The sequence below is a fragment of the Dysosmobacter acutus genome (assembly GCF_018919205.1).
Taxonomy (GTDB): Bacteria; Bacillota; Clostridia; order Oscillospirales; family Oscillospiraceae; genus Oscillibacter; species Oscillibacter acutus.
In genome coordinates, this window is record NZ_JAHLQN010000001.1 from 1,364,717 (window position 1) to 1,381,473 (window position 16,757).

The 16,757-nt window shown below is 60.1% G+C and carries 9 protein-coding genes; 7 read left to right on the forward strand and 2 right to left on the reverse strand.

Features of this window, described 5'->3' with window-relative positions; all coding sequences use genetic code 11:
- Positions 1-3: 3 nt before the first annotated feature.
- The 7 genes from KQI82_RS06665 (at position 4) to KQI82_RS15760 (ending at position 15,428) form a co-directional block, all read left to right on the forward strand.
- Positions 4-10,281, forward strand: coding sequence for a Cna B-type domain-containing protein (locus KQI82_RS06665; RefSeq protein ID WP_216632080.1), 10,278 nt, complete (start codon positions 4-6; stop codon positions 10,279-10,281).
- Between the two features lie 219 nt (positions 10,282-10,500).
- Positions 10,501-11,622, forward strand: coding sequence for a class B sortase (gene srtB, locus KQI82_RS06670; protein WP_216632081.1), 1,122 nt, complete (start codon positions 10,501-10,503; stop codon positions 11,620-11,622).
- A 115-nt stretch (positions 11,623-11,737) separates the two neighbouring features.
- Entirely contained in the window at positions 11,738-12,742 is a 1,005-nt protein-coding gene (locus tag KQI82_RS06675; protein WP_216632082.1) for a biotin--[acetyl-CoA-carboxylase] ligase, read from the forward strand.
- Positions 12,743-12,757: 15 nt separating this feature from the next.
- Complete coding sequence (locus KQI82_RS06680; RefSeq protein ID WP_216632083.1) at positions 12,758-13,300, forward strand: chromate transporter; 543 nt, start codon at positions 12,758-12,760, stop codon at positions 13,298-13,300.
- Positions 13,297-13,875 (forward strand): chromate transporter, encoded by a 579-nt coding sequence (locus KQI82_RS06685; protein WP_216632084.1) that lies wholly within the window; start codon positions 13,297-13,299, stop codon positions 13,873-13,875. Before KQI82_RS06680 ends, KQI82_RS06685 begins: the two co-directional genes overlap by 4 nt.
- Positions 13,872-14,345, forward strand: a complete 474-nt coding sequence (locus KQI82_RS06690) for a GNAT family N-acetyltransferase (protein ID WP_241426638.1) — start codon at positions 13,872-13,874, stop codon at positions 14,343-14,345. The genes KQI82_RS06685 and KQI82_RS06690 overlap by 4 nt, the downstream gene beginning before the upstream one ends.
- Before the next feature lie 171 nt (positions 14,346-14,516).
- Positions 14,517-15,428, forward strand: a complete 912-nt coding sequence (locus tag KQI82_RS15760; RefSeq protein ID WP_216632085.1) for an Ig-like domain-containing protein — start codon at positions 14,517-14,519, stop codon at positions 15,426-15,428.
- Positions 15,429-15,470: 42 nt separating this feature from the next.
- Here the strand turns inward: KQI82_RS15760 and KQI82_RS06700 are convergent, their stop codons facing one another.
- Positions 15,471-16,091, reverse strand: coding sequence for a TetR/AcrR family transcriptional regulator (locus tag KQI82_RS06700; RefSeq protein WP_216632086.1), 621 nt, complete (start codon positions 16,089-16,091; stop codon positions 15,471-15,473).
- Positions 16,092-16,102: 11 nt separating this feature from the next.
- The gene (locus KQI82_RS06705; protein WP_216633646.1) at positions 16,103-16,705 is read right to left on the reverse strand and encodes a TetR/AcrR family transcriptional regulator; all 603 of its coding nucleotides are present in this window, start codon (positions 16,703-16,705) and stop codon (positions 16,103-16,105) included.
- Positions 16,706-16,757 lie beyond the last annotated feature (52 nt).

Below are 16,757 nucleotides of genomic sequence, written 5' to 3' on the forward strand. Positions count from 1 at the left end.
ATTATGGCAACAACAAAGAAGAGGCTTTTGTCGCTGGTTATGGCAGTGGTTATGGCGTTCAGCCTGCTGCCCATCAGTGTGCTGGCCGCAAATGAGAGCGATGTCAAAAAACAGACTACGGAGCAGATCGTCAACAAGGGAGGAACCTCCTATTACATGGCGAACGGCTCCGACGGCAGCGCATCCAACTACGATGTGTCCGTCACCAAGGAATTGACGGCCACCGGAGTGGAAAATGAGTTCAACGTGAAGGTGAACGTCACCTATAAGAACGCAACCACCACCACCCAGAGCGCCGACGCAGCGACCACGCTGATCATCGATACCTCCGGCTCGATGGACTACTGCGCCGAGTGCGGAAACGACAGCATGGAAGAGAGCTATAAGTGGCACCAATACTGCCCCGACGGCAGCGGTAAGGAGTATGTCCGGGGAGAGTGGGTTTCTACCAGCAAATACAATGGTTATTATGCCTGTGCCAACTGCGGCAAAAGAGAACGCAATCACAATTCGGAGTTAGTTACCACCTATGAATGCAGCGACTGCGGCAGCACCCAGTCCCGGATCATGGCGGCCCAGGCGGCGGCCTGCGCCTTCCTGGACAGCTATGCCTCCGGCGCACAGGCGGGCACCCACCGCTATGTGTCTCTGGTGACCTTTGCACAGAGTGCAAATTCCCGGGATCTGGACACGCAGACCAGCGGCAAACAGTATTGGGTGGACGTTACCGACGCCACCGCACTGCAGCGGGCCAAGGACGTGATCAACGGCCTGAGCGCCAGTGGCGGCACCAACACCAGCGGCGGCGTGATGCTGGCCAACAACCTGTTCACCCAGAAAAGCGTGAACAGCCAGGTCGCGGGCATTGACAACAAGTTTGCCGTGCTGCTGACCGACGGCCAGCCTACTTACCGCAGAGACGCCAGCAGCAATGATGTGGGTTCAATTTCTAAAGACGGCGGAAATGGCTCTGAAACAAGCAGCTCCAACAGCCGAGCGGTAGAGAATACCTGCAAAACTCTGGTGAACTCCACCGGCGTGGACCTGTTCGCCATCTCTTATGGTTTGAGCGGCAACATTGTCAATGGCAGCGGCACGACCAAGACCATCACCAGCTGGCTGCAGGACGACTGTTATGTGGGGAAGCGTCCGGCCGACGATCCCACAAACCCCAATCGGAGCGACGTGTTCCTGGCCGGCAATTCGGCGGCTCTGAACAGCGCCTTTTCCTCCATTCTCAACAGTATCGAGCAAAGCGGTTCCACCGGTGAGGCGGCGGGCGATATCGTCTCCGGCGGAGCCGTGGAAACCAAGGATAAGTGCATCGGCTTTGTCCAGTTCACCAGCGCCAACGGCGCCACGCAGGCCGATGGTGAGATTGTCTGGAACCTGGCCGGAGCCGCCAAGGATACCACCGGCGTGCCCGAGGGCTACACCTCCTACACCATGACCTACAAGGTGCGCCTGGACAACACCCAGGATGGGTTTGTGGAAGGTCAGGCCTACTCCACCGGCGCGGCCTCCTTCACCTATCAGGACGCCAGTACCGGTAACGAGTACACCAAGACTTCCCCCGCCCCCATCGTGAAGGGCTATTTGGGCAGCCTGGTCTTCAACAAGGTCTCCCATCACACGGTGAACGGCGAACAGCAGAAGCTGCCCGGCGCGAAGTTCACCCTGACCAGCACCACCGCGGCCCCTTCCATCATCCGTGAGGCATCCTCCTCCGCGGAGGAGGGCCACAAGGGCGAGGTGCTGTTCGATGAGACCATCCCCTCCGGCTATACCTATACCATGAAAGAGTTCCCGGCTCCCGAGGGTTATGTGGCCAACGACAGTGAGTGGGCCGTGACCGTCAACTACGGCGAGGTCACCATCACCTCGGTGAAGGGCGACGACCTGAGCGAGGGCGGCAGCGTGGTCAACAAGCTGGCGCAGACCTACAAGGACCTCACCCTCACCAAGAGCTGGTATATGCCCGCCAATCCCCAGGGCGGCGAGTCTACCCAGCCCATCTACGTCAACGTGTATCAGGACGGCGGCAGCGAGGCGTTTGCCACGCTGTACCTGAACGGTTCCACGGCTACGGTAAATAACTGCGCCGACAGCAATGTCCGCGTCGCGGCCACCCAGAACACCACAACCAAATACTGGGAGTACACCCTCACCGTACCCGACAACAATCCGGAAAACGGCGGCAGCCATACCTACACCATCTCTGAGCCTACGCTGAACGGCTTTGATCAGAGCGGCAGCGGTTTGGCCCTGATCAACACCGCCACCGGCAAGACCTCGATCTATGTGGAGAAGGAGTGGATCCTGCCCGAGGGCGTGGAGCTCACCCTGCCCCGCACGGTCCAGGTGGAAGTGCTGCGCAACGGCGAGAGCTTCGGCGACGGCGGCCACACCTACCTGGATGTGGACAGCAGCAAGGCCACAGGCAACACGGCTGCCTCCCTTGAGCTGGATCTCTATGATAGCAACGGCGAATACTATACCTATACCGTCAGCGAGATCACCGCTTCCTCCTATCAGCTGGTGGGGATCACCGGCAGCGGCAGCGCGGCCGATCCTTTCGTGATCACCAACACCGTGGCCAATGAGACGGCGCCTGTGACGGTCAGCAAGACCTGGCAGGATGCGGGCGACGATTCCAAGCGGCCCGCGGCCATCAGCGTCCAGCTGCTCCGGGACGGCGCGGCCTACGGCAGCGCCGTGGAGCTGAAGGGCGAGAGCTGGAGCCACGAGTTCGGCAATCTGCCCAAGTACAGCTTCCTGGACAAGGACGGCAATGATACCACGGACCTGAGCAAGGTCGCCTCCGTGAAGGTCCACACCTACACGGTGCAGGAGTTGGGCGATTTTGACGGCTACACCTCCTCCGCCAACGGCCTCACCCTCACCAACACCCGTCAGGAAAACGGCGCCATCACCGTCACCAAGTACTGGGAAGACGGCATCACCGGCGGCCACACCGGCTCGGTTGTGGTGCGGCTGAACGACGGCGCAACTTATGAAGACAAGACCCTGAACGAAGGGAACGGCTGGACCGCCTCCTGGGAGGGTGTGCCGCAGTACGACGCCACGGGCAACAAGATTACCTACACGGTTTCCGAGGTCAGCGGCCCCGCCAACTACGTCCCCGTCATCTCCTATGGCGAGAACAATGAGTCCGCGGAGTTTGTGAATGGCGAGGCTTCCGTGACCATCACCAACACGCCCAACGGCAGCGAGGACACCACCTCCGTCACCGTGAACAAGACCTGGAACCACCCCGCGGGCTACACGGCCCCCGGCGCCACCTTCACCCTGTATCAGGCGAAGGAGGACGGCAGTGAAAAGGTCGCCTATGCGTATCCCGCGGACGCCGAGTGCACCAACCCCGCGGAGAACGTGACCGGCAGCTATACCTTCACCAATTTGCCCAAGTACTACTTTGAGCAGAATGCGGAGACCGGCGAGTCCGTTGCGGTTGCCTATGTCTACACCGTGGTGGAGTCTCCCGTCACCAACGCCAACGGCGACGCCTACACCAGCAGCCATGCGGTTGAGGACGGCCAGGATGGCAGCAGAACCTACAACTTTGTCAACACCATCACCGGCAGCGTCTCCGTCCAGGTCAGCAAGGAGTGGATCGACCTTCTGGCGGGCAGCGACAGCAGCCGCGCCGCCCAGGCCACCATCCAGCTGGAGCGCAGCACTGACAACGCCAACTGGGAGACTATGGCGGGCAAGACGGTGTCCACCAATGTGGATAAGACCTTCACCCCCTGGTCCGGCCTGGAGAAGTACGATGCAAACGGCCAGCTGTACATCTACAGAGTGACCGAGCAGACCGTCATGGGCTACGAAACACCCGTGATCTCCGACGATCTGGATAACTCCGCCAACTTTGCGTTCGAGGTAACCAACAAGCTGGCCCAGAGCACCACCGGCGCCTTCACCGTCACCAAGAACTGGGTGGACGGCAGCGCCGCCAACGCGGACCGGCCGGCCATCACCCTGACCCTGAAGCAGGGCGCCAGCGCGTATGGCACCGTCACCGTGGCGGGCGACGGCACGGTCGCTGTGGACGAGGGCGGCAAGCTGAGCGCCGACCAGGTGAGCGCCAACGTGAACACCACCAACAACAGCTGGACCGTCTACTTCAACGGTCTGGATCTCTACGACATCGGCGCTTCTTCCGTCACGGCCTATGTGTATTCCATCGAAGAGGCCAGTGTGGAGGGTTATCAGAGCACGACTGTCAACCACGAAAACAGCAACTCCGCCCTTATCACCAACACCCTGACCCAGGGCGTGAAGGACGCTACCGTCACCAAGATCTGGAGGGATCCCACCAACAATCATCCTGACGTGACCTTCACCCTGAGCGCCAAGACAGCAAGCGGCGCTTCCGTGACCACTGTCGGCGGAGCCGCCCTGCCCACCACCATTGTCCTGACCCAGGATGCGGCCAAGGCCAATGAGAGTGACAGCGACAACATCTACCTGGCCGAGGATGCTGACTCCAACAACTGGAGCTACACCGTTTCCGGCCTGCCCAAGTACAACGACAACCGCAGCGAAATTTTCTACACCTTTGACGAGCCCACCGCTCCCGCGGGATATACCAAGGAAGCCCTGATGAAGAACGGCGAGGTTGTGCCCAATGCTTTCGTCAACATCATTGAGCAGGAGATAATTCCTGTCGCCGGCACCAAGGCCTGGAACCGCACCGTCGAGGGCGACTACTATGTCCCCGGCGCCGTGGAGGGCATCTATGTGGCCCTGTACCGCGACGACAACCAGCTGGTTCCCGAGAGTGAGCTGGCCGAGGGCATCACCAATCCCCTGTATGTGACCAAGGGCGACGGCGACACCGACGCGCTGTGGAGCTTCTCCTTCGGCGATCTGGAGAAGTATGATGTGGACGGCGACGGCCATGAATACTCCTACAGCGTCAGTGAGGTGTATTACGAGACCGTTGAGGGCCAGCAGGTCCTGCGCAAGGTGGAGAACAACGGCTCCATCGTCTACGGAACCGACACCTACAAAGTCACCTACGGCGGGAACAACGCCATCAGCAACGCCTACGATCAGCCTCAGAAATACTGGTACCGCGTGGACACCAGCTATACCACCGTCCAGTCCGGCACCACCGTCTTCTCCTACAGTGCCGCCGGCACGGTGCAGGAGTTTGAGGGCCCCGGTACGCTGAGCGTCGACCCCGCGGACTATGCGGCGCTCAATGGCATTCCCTTTGAGTATGTCTCCGCCAACACCCGCGCCTTCATCGACGTGAAGGATGGGGAGGACACTCCGCTGGAGTTCACCGGGGATGTGTCCGTCACCGTGGATCAGATCAACCGGGTGTACGTGATCCATCTGGAGTACGTCCGCACCCTCTACAAGCTGACCACCAATTACTACTATGAGGGTACCACCAACGAGGTCCATCCCTCCACCACCGATCCCGGCCAGCTGACCGGGGTAGTCACGGACGTGAAGGACTATAAGGACCCCGGCAAGTACACCGCGACAGAGGCCTTTACCACCGAGCGCAAGCAGGCTCCCGCGGGTTATGAGATCGTCCGGGTCACCCTGCGCAACGGCACCGGCGAGGTCCAGACCGTGGAGGTGAAGGACGGCAGCGTCACCTTCCCCGACGGCGGAAACTTCAACAGCGCGGATGTGACCGTGACCTACTATTACGACAAGATCACCGCCGAGCATCAGACCGTCGGCGCGGAGGTCACCTTTACCAAGAAGGGCGACAGCGGCGAGACCGCCAGCAGCGGCAGCAACAGCCAGATCGCGGCCAACGCGGTGTTCGGGCTGTACAGCGACGCTGCATGCGAGACCCTCGTCAAGGAGATTTCCATCGGCGCGGACGGCAAGCTGACCATCACGGCCGGCAAGGGCCTGGCCACCGATCTGGCCGAGGGCAGCTACTACCTGAAGGAGACTGCGGCGCCCACCGGATACGTGATCGGCACGGAAACGGTCTATGCAATCGCCGTTGCTTCCAGTGACACCTCCTATTGGTCCAACAACGTCTGGTATCCCCAGACCACCTGGACCATCACCGTGGACGGCGGTACCGCCGGCAACATCGATGTGGTCAACAACATGCTGAAGGAAACCTACAGTGTGGAGTACTACTTTGAAACCGGCGTCAACAGCAATACCTATACCCAGAAGAGCGAATACCCCGATAAGACCGATTTGGTCATCACCTATTTCGACACCATTTTCTCCTCCGACTATGAGTTAGGCAAGGACGGCATGGGCCTGGTGCCCGATGGCTACAGCCTGAATGAGGCCAAGACCGGTCCCAAGACGCTGACCTATGCAATGGTCACCGGCGATCCGGCCCAGAAGGTCATCAAGCTGTACTACGATCTGGATATGACCCAGAGAGAGGACCTGTCCGTCACCAAGAGCTGGATCGGCGAGGAAAAGACCGCCACCGTGGGCCTTTATGAGACCGTGGACGGCGTGGAGACCCTTTCCGAGCGCACCGACGCGGTGAAGACCATCGTAAGCAACGCCACCTGGTCCGACCTGGATGAGTACACCGACGGCGGCAAGGCCATCACCTACGCGGTCTATGAGATCGTGGCCAACAGCGACGGCACCTACACCAAGGTAGCAAGCGGCGACACCGTCACCATCGACGGCGTCAAGTACCTGGTGAGCTACAAGGACAACAGCATCACCAACCGTGAGCTGCGGAGCGTTACCGTCACCAAGGCATGGAGCGACAGCACGCCTGACGCCGAGAAGGCCGAAGTCAGCTTGCAGCTCTATGCCGGCCAGACCCAGGTCAAGTCCAACGCGCTGAACATGGCCGTGGGCGACGCGGACGGCGTCATCACCCTGAACACCACTGCGGGCTACAGCGTGACTTACTCCGACCTGTACGCCACCGATGAGCAGGGCAACCGCCTGACCTATTCCGTCAAGGAACTGGATGCCTCCGGCAACCCGGTAGAGGCAGGCAAGCGCATCACGTTGGGCGGTGTGAATTTCATCGTCAGCTACAGTGGAACCACCGTAACCAACACCAAGGAGCTGGGCGCCATCATCGTCACCAAGTCTTTTGAGGGCGTCAGCGCACTGGGAGGCGACTTCCTGATCACGGTGAAAAACGGCACCGGCGCCAGCGCTGAGACTGTGGCCCTCCTGAGTGTGGACGGCAGAACCGTGAACGGCCAGCAGACCATGAAGCCCACCAGCGGCGACGGCAAGACCGCGCCTTACAGCTGGTATATCACAGGCCTGCCCACCGCCAACACCTACTATGCGGCGGAGTCCGGCGAAGAGATCGCCAACTACACCCTGCAGTCCGGCACGCTCAGAAGCGGCAGCACCACGGTAGATGCCAACAAGGCCATTGCCCTGAAGAACATCTATCTGCGCGATACCGTGACCATGACCATCACCAAGGACGTCACCGGTGATCTGAGTGAACAGGATTTCGCCAGGAACAGCTTCACCTTCAAGGTCTATGAGGGCGGCAGCCTGGTCAAGACCGTGTTCCTGCCCAAGGCGGACAACAGCACGAACAGCGCCGACTGGCAGGAGGAATTCCCCGTGAACACCAACACCACCTACACTGTGGTGGAAGAGGGCGGCAGCCGCGACGGCTTTGTCCTGAAGGTCAACGGCGGCGAGGACACCACCGCGCACAGAACCCTTACCAAGGATGTGGGCACCGCTTCCGTAACCGCAAGCTACACCAACGACTACGACCAGCGGTTTGTGGATCACAACCAGGGCTCCTTCCGGATTGAGAAGAAGGACGCCGGCAACAACAACGCGGCCATGGCCGGCGTGGAGTTCAACCTCTACACCGACGCGGACTGCAAGACCCTGGTCCAGATGGGCGCCGGCACCTCCAACAAGACCGACGACGAGGGCAAGCTGACCATCAACATCCCTGAGAGCTATCTCACCGGCACCGAGCAGACCTTCTACCTGAAGGAGACCGTGCCCGCAGGATATGTGGACAACGGAACCGTCTGGACGGTTAAGGCCACCAAGCCCGCCGACAACGCCGGCGAGCCCGCCGTAAAGATCACGCTCAATGACAACAAGACCTTCTTTGACCGCGTGTACACCTGGCTCATGGGCATTGAAGACAGCAACTGGGCCAACGGCGTCCTCACTGTCTACAACACCATGGAGGAGTACACCATCACCGTCAAGAAGGTGGACGGCACCGGCGCGGCCCTGAAGGGCGCTGCCTTTACCCTGGACACGGCGGCACTCACCGCGGATTCCACCGGCACCGTTTTCACCAGCGGCAAACTGAGCTACAGCACGGAGTCCATGACCATCGCAGAGAGCACGACTCCTGCCGGCTATGACGGCATCACCTCCGACATCCTGGTCGCCTACGACGTCCAGAACGGCAAGGTGGCCGGTCTGAAGGCAGCCGACGGAGCCACGCTCCCCACCGGCGTCACCATCGACGGCTTTACCGTCACCGTGAAGAACACCAAGCGCACCGTGGCCAACCTGCCGGTGCCCGCCTCCTTCTCCATCCACAAGGTGGACAGCGCGGACGCGACGGTGGCCAATGACCTGGAAGGCGTTGGATTCACCCTCTATCAGGCGGACGGCGAGACTGTCTACAAGGCTGAGGAGAAGACCGGGGCCACTGGCCTTGCTGCCTTCACCGGCCTGCAGACCGACGGCACCTACGTCCTGAAAGAGACCACCGCCCTGGAGGGCTACACCGCCAGCAGCAAGACCTGGACCGTGACCGTGAGCCATACCACCAGCGCGGAAGAGGTCAACGGCGACAACAACTGGCAGTCCAAGGACATCTACTCTGTTTCCGTGAAGCTGAATGACGCGGAGCAGCTGGACGCGCAGAAGCAGATGACCGTGGTCAATACCCGCGACACCGGCAAGATCACCGTGGGCAAGACCTCTAACTTTACCGGCACCTATAGCATCGGCGTGTACACCTATGACGCTGAGGCCGAAACCAAGTACACCCTGGTGGATACCGCCGCCAGCCTGACGATCAACTCTGAGGCCCAGAAGCCCACCGCGGACTTTGCAGGTCTGCCCACTGGGACCTATTATGTGAAGGAAGCCGACGCAGGTAAGCTGCATCACAGCCTGCAGACCACCTACACCGTAAACGGCGCGGCGGCTGCGGTCAACGCCGACGGCTATGTGGAAGTGAAGGTAGAGAAGGATGCCCAGATCGAAGTGATCTGCGACAACCAGTACACCTACGTTCCTAACTACACCACCATCTCCGTCGAGAAGGTATGGAGCGACGATGAAAACCGGGACGGCAACCGGCCCGACAGCGTCACCGTCAGCATCGCCGACAAGAACGGCTCCAATGTGGTGAAGGAACTGGTCATTACCAAGAACGCCGAGGGCAAGTACACCTCCGAACATCGATTCGACGCCAACGGCTACACCGCTCCCTACACCGTGACGGAGTTGGGCTACACCAGAGGCGAAACCTTCACCGCCGCCTCCGACGAGAGCTTTGAGTACACCATCTCCTATCTGAGCGGCGAGGGCGATGCGGCCAAGACCGACGGCACTGTGGTGGACGGCAAGATCACCATCACCAACAGCTATGAGCCCGAAACCCTGGTGATCCCTGTGGTCAAGAGCTGGAGCGGCGAGTATGCCGGCCAGAACATCAAGAGTGTCACTCTGGAGCTGTACGCCGATGGCGAGCCCACCGGAGTGGTGGTTGAGCTGACCGCCGACAACGCCGTGGAGGGCGTCAGAGGCAAGTGGTTCGGCCTCTTTGAGTCCAACTACAATGCTGAGACCGAGACCGGCTACACCATTTACCGCAACAGCGAAGGCAAGGCCATCACCTACAGCGTGAAGGAGATCAAGTTAGGTGACCACACCATGACCGGCAACAGCTGGGGCTACTGGTCGGTTACCACCGGTACCTCCACCGCCAATACGGCCCTGCCTGAGGGATGGAACACGGATCTGGCGGAGGACGCACTGGTCCTGACGGTGAACAACCGCTATCACGTGCCTTCCGATCCCTATGATCCTGAAGATCCCGAGGATCCCCCGGTTGAAATCCCCGACGATCCCACTCCCGGCGGCGACAAGCCTGTGATTGACGAAGAGCCCGGCGAAGAGCCCACTGAGATCGAGGATGAGCCCACTCCCACCGGCCCGGCGCCCAAGACCGGCGACGTCTCCGGCATCTGGGTGGCACTGGCCTCCGTCTCCGCCTGCGGCATCGCGGCGCTGAGCATCTTTGGCAAGCGCAAGAAGGAAGAGGATCAGTAAGCACTCACCTGTCCGAAGCAAACAAAAGCGAGAGGGGTCCGGACGTAAGTCCGGACCCCTTTTTCCAAAGGCGCGGGGAAACTGCGGCTTTACAAACCAACGGGGAGCATATAAAATAAACAAAACAGCCGCGCGAAAGCAAGGAAAAGCGCGGTGGATGAAAGAAACAGCGGACCTCCGCCGGAAAAGCGCGCGGCCGCATGGAAAGAGGGAAAGCATTTGAATCGAACGATACGGCTTGTGCTGATTGTCCTGCTCAGCCTCGTCTTTGTGGGCAGCGGAGCCATGATCCTCCGTCAGATGACCGCCTATCAGGAAGGGGAGGAGCTTTACAACGAGGCGGCGGAGTTGGTGGAGCTGCCGGACTTTTCCCTGCTGGAGCAGGAGGAGGTCCTGCCGGCCCAGTCCTCCGGCGCGGAAGGCCCGACTTCCGAGAAGCCCCAGATCGTCTATGTGGATCCCTATGCGGACCTTTTGAAAAATATGGATTTCTCCGCTTTGCGGGAGGTCAACAGCGATGTGCAGGGCTGGATCGTGATTCCCGGCACCGCCATCTCCTATCCGCTGCTCCAGGGGGCGGACAACGACTACTATCTAAACCACACCTATAAAAAGACGCTCAGCGTGGTGGGCGCTATTTTCCTGGACAGCCGCTGCGGCGCCGGCTTGACGGACTTCAACACCATCATTTACGGCCACAGGATGAACAACGGCTCCATGTTCGCGGGACTGAAGCACTACAAGAAGCAGAGCTATTGGCAAAACCACTCCAAGGTCTATGTGACCACGGATGAGGGGACCTTTACCTACCGAATTTTCTCCGCCTACGAAGGGAGCGCCAGCGGCGAGAGCTATCGCCTGTCCTTTTCCAGCGATGAGAAAAAGCAGGACTTTATAGATACGGTCTGCGCCTCCTCCGTCATTGAAACCGGCACCACGCCGACGGTCAATGACTATGTGCTGACACTCTCCACCTGCACGGGGAACGGTCATGCCAACCGCTGGATTGTCCATGCCATGCGGGAAGGACCTGAGGTGGAGGAGACACCTCAGGACCCTGTCGGCCAGCCCGACTCTGGAGGCGCTGCGGCACAGGGTCCTGATACAGGCAGTCCGGAAGTTGTTTCACCGCCCGATGCAAGCCGGCCGGAAACTGAGCCTGGCGAAAACCAGCCGGAGAATGTCCCGGCCTCCACAGACGAGCCCCTGCCGGAGGGGACTTCCTCTTCAATGGGCGATATGCCGGAACAGGAGAGCGGAGAAGGGGGAGAACAGGGCGGGACGCCTGCTCCCGGCGGCTCCGCCTCAGGTCCGGAGTCAGGCGGCGAGGCCGCGGAGTAAGAAACCGGAAGCCGTCTGAATGCATTCAGACGGCTTCCGGTTTTGGTTTTGGAAAGCGTTTACAAGCCGGGGGGAACGTGGTAGACTAAGGCGTGAACTGCAAGGAGGGCGGATTATGAGCAAACAACAGGTGCTGGCGCTATTGAAGGAGCATCGGGGAGACTATGTCTCCGGAGAGGGGATCAGCGGGCAGTTGGGCATCACCCGCACCGCCATTTGGAAGGCGGTGGACGCCCTGCGCAAAGACGGCTATACAGTGGAGGCCAAGACGGGCCTGGGCTATCGGCTGACTGAAACGCCGGATGCTTTAACGGAGGCGGAGATCAGAAGCTTCCTTGGCGCCACCCAGGTGGTTGGCCGTCATCTGATCTGTTTGCAGGAGGTGGACTCCACCAACACCTATGCAAAGCGCATCGCCATAGAGGGCGCGGCGGACGGCACCGTGGTGGTGTCGGACTGCCAGACCGGCGGCCGGGGCCGCATGGGGCGCAGCTTCCAGTCTCCGGCGGGAAAGGGCGTCTTTTTGAGCGTGCTGCTGCGGCCGGATATGGCTCCGGCCAGTTTGATCTCCGTAACGGCATTGACGGCCGTGGCCATGTGTGACGCGGTGGAAGATGCCTGCGGCATCCGGCCGCAGATCAAGTGGACCAACGATCTGGTGTTAGGCGGGAAAAAGCTCTGCGGCATCCTGACGGAGATGTCCCTTGAAGGGGAGAGCGGGCAGCTGCAGTACTTGGTCATCGGCGCGGGAGTGAACGTGGGCCAGGAGGCGGAGGACTTTGACAGCGGCGTAAGGGAGATCGCCACATCGCTGAAGATTGCCCTGGGCCGTGAAATCTCCCGGCCGCGTCTGGCCGCCTCCATGATCCAATCGTTGGACCGGCTCTATGACGCGCTGCGACGGGGCTGCCAGGAGGACTATCTGAAGACCTACCGGCGGGACTGCGTGACGCTGGGAAAGGCGGTGCAGCTGATCGACGCGGCCGGAAACCGGGAGCGGGTTGACGCGATGGATGTTGATGAGCAGTTCGGCCTTGTGGTCCGCTGCGGCGACGGATCGGTCCGGGTGGTGCGCTCCGGCGAGGTGTCGGTGCGCGGCATGTACGGCTATGTGGAATAATTGAGGTGAACCGGATTGAAGGAGCTTTGGGAACTGTTCTTCACCTTTGCAAAGGTGGGGGGAATGACATTTGGCGGCGGGGCGGCCATGCTGCCCATCCTCCAGCGGGAGATTGTGGATCACCGGCACTGGGCCACAGAGGAGGAACTGGTGGACTATTACGCCATCGGCCAGTGCACGCCGGGCATCATTGCGGTCAATACGGCCACGTTTGTGGGGCAAAAGCGCCGTGGTGTCTCCGGCGGCATTGCGGCCAGTTTGGGGATGGTGTTCCCCTCACTGGTCATTATCTCCGTCCTGGCGGGAGTGATCACCAACTTCTCCCACCTTCAGTGGGTGCAGAGCGCGTTTGCGGGCATCCGGGTCTGCGTGTGTGTGCTGATTTTTAACGCCACGGTCAAGCTGCTGAAAAAGTCGGTGGTGGACAAGCGGACCTTTGTGGTCTTTTTGCTGGTGTTGGCGGGCGGCGTATGTCTGGATGTGTCGCCGGCTCTCTTTGTGGTGCTGGCCGCTGCCGCCGGTATTGTCCTGAAGGGATTGGAGGCGCGGCAGGCATGACCTACCTTCAGCTCTTCTGGGAATTTTTCAAAACCGGGCTCTTTGCCGTGGGCGGCGGCATGGCCACGCTGCCCTTTCTCAGCGACATTGCAGAGTCCACCGGCTGGTATACCCAGGCCCAGCTGATGGACATGCTGGCAGTTTCCGAATCCACCCCGGGACCCATTGGAATCAACATGGCCACCTACGTGGGCTTTACGGTGGCCGGAATCCCCGGCGCGCTGACCGCCACGCTGGGCGAGATCACGCCCTGCGTGGGCGTCATCCTGATTGTGGCGATGCTGCTGAAGAACTTTCGGCACAACCGCTATGTGGAGTCGGCCTTTTACGGCCTGCGCCCGGCCTCCAGCGGCCTGATCGCCGCCGCCGGCGTCGGCGTGGTGACCGAGGTGCTGATCCACCCCGCGATGCTTGCAGCCGGCAATCCGGCCGCCGCCTTCGACTGGCCGGGAATCGCGCTGGCCGCGGTGCTTCTGGTGCTGACCAATTGGGTAAAGCCCACTCAAAAGCTGCACCCCATTGTGTTCATCGCCGCCTCCGCGGTGATCGGCGTGGCTCTGGGGTTTGGCGGATGAGGGACATCGTTATCCGGGAGATCAGGGAGGATAAGAAGAGATATCTTCCCCTCCTTTTGCTGGCCGATGAGCAGGAGGACATGATAGACCGGTATCTGGACCGGGGCCGCATGTATGTTCTGGAGGAGGACGGCACAAAAGCGGTCTGCGTGGTAACGGATGAAGGGGACGGAATACTGGAGATCAAGAATCTTGCCGTGGAGCCGCCGTACCAGGGCAGGGGATACGGCAGGCGGCTGATCGAGTTTGCGGCGCAGCAATATGGAGGGGCGTTTTCCACCCTTCAGGTGGGCACGGGGGACAGCCCGCTCACCATTCCCTTTTACGAGGCCTGCGGCTTTTCAAGATCCTATCTGGTCAGTAACTTTTTCACCGACCACTACGACCACCCGATCTTTGAGGGCGGAAAGCAGCTGATCGACATGGTGTACCTCAGACGTGAGCTGCATTCAGATGATGGGCCGGCGTGATAAAATGACTTTGTGGGAACTCCTTCCTTTGGATTACGTCTATTTTATGGTGGAACTCTCCTGAGAAAAGACGGGAAAAACCGGGGAATGCAGAAATTCCGGTTGACGTGCCATGGAAAAGCAGATATTATGTAAATGTGATGAACGCGGGAAAAAGAGGAGGAAATTCCCATGAGTATGCAGAAGTGCCCCAAATGCGGAGAGCTTTTTTCCGACACCTACCGGACCTGTCCCTTCTGTGAAGAGGAGGAGGCCATTGCCGAAGGGCGCCACATCAAGCGGCGCGGCGGAGGCCGCCGCATGGCGCAGAAGGACCCCAGCCCCGTGGGGCCGGTTCTGATTATCATTTTGATCTTAGTGGCCTGTGTACTGGTGTATTTCTTTTTTGGAGATTCCATCCGGGAGAAGATGGGCTTTGGAGCTGCTTCCACACCGGGCAGCTCACAGGTGGATGACGTGACGCCCCAGCCCCCGGATATCCCTGAGCCGGACGGCAGCGGGGCGGGCAGTTCCAGCAGTTCCGGCAGCTCCAGCGGAGCTGTGACGATGCCGGAAGGAGGCGGCTCCGGCAGCGCGGAGGGAGGCGAGGGCCAGACCCCCACGCCCTCCGGTACGGCAATCACCCTCTCATCGGAGGATTTCAGCTTCAACGCCGGGGAGTCGGTGAAGCTGACCGCCACAGGCGGCAGCGGCAAATATAGCTGGAGCAGTGACGACGACGGCATTGCCTCGGTCAATGCCAGCGGCATTGTCACCGCGATCTCCGCCGGGAACTGTACCATCACCGTCACCGACGGCACCTCCACCGCCACCTGCATTGCCCGTGTGCGCAAGACGCCCTCCTCCGATACCACCGTACCTGCCCAGTCCCTGTCCCTGAGCTCCACGGACTTTACCACCAGCGTGGGGGAGAAGGTTACGCTGAAGGTCAACGGCACCAGCGACGCCGTATCCTGGGCCAGCAAGAACTCCGGGATTGCCACGGTCTCCGGAGGAGTGGTGACGGCCGTTTCCACCGGAACCACCACGGTCACGGCCACTGTGGGCGGGCAGACCCTTGAGTGCATTGTCCGTGTCAAATAAGCACAATCAGAAAAAGAGCGGGACGCTGTTGCGTCCCGCTCTCTATTTTTGCAGCGCGGAGGAGTCGTCCGGGCAGGCGATATATTGACAAAACTCCCTCAAAAGCGGGTCTTTGTCCGACACCTGGCCGCTCTGCCCGTCCACCGACCACTCCGTGACAATGCCCCGGTTCATGGCCACGGCGGCCTGGAGGATGTGCTCATTGGACATGGCCGGGTTGATCTGATTCCGGGCCCGGGCCTGATCCAGCAGCGACTCCAGGATACGGAAATAGTTGCGGTTGTGAATGCCCAGGATGTCCATCTCCCGGATGGTATAGGCGTTGTAGGCCCGGAAAAAATCCTTTCCCGGCGCCGCCATGATCTGGTTTACATCCGCCAGGAAGCGGTAGATTTTTTCCATGGGGTCCAGCCGGCTGTATTCCGGGTCCTTCATCCGGGTCTCGTGGTACCTGAAGTAGTCGTCCTCCATGGTTTGGAGGTATTCGCCCAGCAGATTGTCCTTGTTTTTAAAATACGTATAAAAGCTGCCGTGGGCCACGCCGCTCTCCCGTACGATATCCTTTACGGACACGTTGGAGTAGCCGTGCAGGCGAAAAAGGGACATGGCGGCAGAGACAATCCGCTGCCGGGTGGCGGCGGATTTTTCATATGTTTTACCCATGGGATTCCTCCTCAGCGGGATCGCAAAAAGCGGATCATCTCATCGATGGAAGGGATGTAGTCATCCACACAGACATGGTCGGAGCTGGAACACCACTCAATGGTGACGGAGCGGAAGAGATAGACAATCAGATTGACCACAAACTCCTTGCTCAGGTCTTTGCGGATGGAGCCATCTGAAATCGCCTGGTCGATCAGCTTTGACAGCACGGTGAAAAAGTGACGGCTGCGGTCCGCCAGCTGGTCAGAGTTGCAGGACAAATAGGCATAGTACACCCGCAGCAGGTCCTTGTATCTGGAACGATTGGTCAGCAGCTGGAGAGAAAAGTGCATATACTGGCGGATTTTCTCCATGCTGTCGGGGAAGGGGGCGGTGCTGAGCACGTCCTGGTAGTACTGCTGATAGCGGCTGTCGATGGCGCTCAGATACTCCGCCAGCAGCGCCTCTTTGTTGTCAAAATACTCGTAGAAGCAGCCCACGGAAATCTCCGCTTTTTCCGCGATGTCCCCGATGGTGGTCTGATAAAACCCCCGCTCATTGATGAGCTCAATTGCAACGTCGAAAATCCGTTTCCGGGTTGCCAGAGCCTGTGTTTCTCGCCGTGTGATGGTGATTCACTCCTGTCGCCGCTCGCCTCTTTGACAGAAACCGCCCTGGTTGGAGGCG

Coding starts and splice junctions, on each gene's coding strand:
- KQI82_RS15760 (WP_216632085.1), top strand. CDS start 14,517: ATGAGTATGCAGAAGTGCCCCAAATGCGGAGAGCTTTTTTCCGACACC.
- KQI82_RS06675 (WP_216632082.1), top strand. CDS start 11,738: ATGAGCAAACAACAGGTGCTGGCGCTATTGAAGGAGCATCGGGGAGAC.
- KQI82_RS06685 (WP_216632084.1), top strand. CDS start 13,297: ATGACCTACCTTCAGCTCTTCTGGGAATTTTTCAAAACCGGGCTCTTT.
- KQI82_RS06690 (WP_241426638.1), top strand. CDS start 13,872: ATGAGGGACATCGTTATCCGGGAGATCAGGGAGGATAAGAAGAGATAT.
- KQI82_RS06700 (WP_216632086.1), bottom strand. CDS start 16,091: ATGGGTAAAACATATGAAAAATCCGCCGCCACCCGGCAGCGGATTGTC.
- KQI82_RS06665 (WP_216632080.1), top strand. CDS start 4: ATGGCAACAACAAAGAAGAGGCTTTTGTCGCTGGTTATGGCAGTGGTT.